At 34.7% G+C, this 1553-nt stretch carries 2 protein-coding genes; both read left to right on the forward strand.

Going from position 1 to position 1553, the window contains the following annotated elements; all coding sequences use genetic code 11:
- Positions 1 to 109 precede the first annotated feature (109 nt).
- On the forward strand, positions 110 to 940 hold the full coding sequence (locus B5D54_RS16770; RefSeq protein ID WP_078927660.1) for a DUF4238 domain-containing protein: 831 nt from the start codon (positions 110 to 112) through the stop codon (positions 938 to 940).
- A 146-nt stretch (positions 941 to 1086) separates the two neighbouring features.
- A complete protein-coding gene (locus B5D54_RS16775; protein WP_078927661.1) occupies positions 1087 to 1470 on the forward strand; it encodes a hypothetical protein in 384 nt (127 codons plus the stop codon).
- Positions 1471 to 1553: the final 83 nt, after the last annotated feature.

Genomic DNA, 1553 nt, shown 5'->3' on the forward strand with positions numbered 1-1553 from the left:
CGAAATAGGAAGCACTCAGCGTTGGGCTACGTGAGTCCCGTCGAGTTCGAAAGTGTGTAGTTATGTTGTGTCCACTTTTCGTGGGGTACACTAATTTTGTGAGAATATAATGAGTAAATTATCGGAAAAACACCATTTCATTCCAGTATTTTATCAAAAAGGCTTCCTTTCTAGTAAAAGTGAACTTTTTGCTTATAAGAAAAAATTTGGCAGTATAAAAAACTGGTCACCTTCACAGATAATGTATGAAAAAAACCTCCATACTATTAGTATCGGTGGCGAAAAAACAGTGATGTTAGAGGAATTCTATTCACAAATGGAGGGACTGTTTAATGAATATATTTCCCTTATAAGTGATAATATCAATAACAAAAACCTGCTTGCTGAGTTAACGAATGATGGTGATTTTCAACGACTAGCAAAGCTTATGGTCGCAATTCAATTTTGGCGCACACCATGCCGTAGACAACAAGCTATCGACTATGCTCCTAAATTGGTTAGCCTATACGATTCAGCTGATGAGGAAATAAAAGAAATATTTGATAATGATAGGAAGTTCATTAGATTTCTATCGAAACGAGCGAAGAAAAACTATTCTCTTAAAGTTATACAGTTTCTACTTCTGCCATTACTTACGTTCGACTTATCAACAAAAGTCATCAAGCTCAATCTGTTTAAGGCTAGCAAAGATATGAAGTTTATTTCATCTGATAGACCTGTAGTTTTTGATGCTATCGAAGACCTTTTTAATTTCAAATCATTCTTATTTCCATTTTCTAAAGAGCTGTTACTTGTTGGCACAGAAAAAGACGTTAAAGTAATTAACATTGAAAAAGTTAATTTTATGATTGCGAACAAAGCATCTGAAGTAGTCATATCTGGGTCAAAAGAACAGCTAGAGCATTTGAAAGACAGGTTGAATCAACCAGCTACGGTATAAATCTAACAAACGGTTCAAGAGGGACAACCAACGCGTGGCATTTTTAGTATGCGTTGGTTTTTATGGTTATGATGTTATGCAGTAAGTTGGTAGTAGCGTTGGTTGCCCCTTAACCGGGCGTTAGCTTCAATTTAGGATCTTAAAGAATGATTGAATTTTTGGTAAATGTATTTTTGAGTGTTTTGTCAGGAATATATGCGGGTTTGGTAGTTGCGAGATTTGTAAAGTTTGAAGAAATCAGAACAAGAATCAAAAAGGTAATATACAATATTGACTTTATAAATGATGGACCTAATGGCGAATATATCCTCATTGACCGAGGAAATAGTAACGATTTACTGTTATACATATCGGAACTTTTATACTTACAGCATAAAAGTGCTGCTAATATTGTTGGTGGCTTAATGACATCGATTAATCATAGCAAAGCCAATCCACATCAGCTTACAGGCGATATAAATGATTTTTATCCTAAATGGCAAGAGATAGCTAGAAAGCTAAAACCTAACATTTGGGTATTATACCCGTGATCATTGAAGATGCTTGATTTTTCATAAAATCAGGATCATGCTACACACCATGAAAATAATACTGACTTCTCAACAGAAACAAC

Origin of the sequence: Vibrio cincinnatiensis DSM 19608, from assembly GCF_900167345.1 — a bacterium.
GTDB lineage: Bacteria > Pseudomonadota > Gammaproteobacteria > Enterobacterales > Vibrionaceae > Vibrio > Vibrio cincinnatiensis.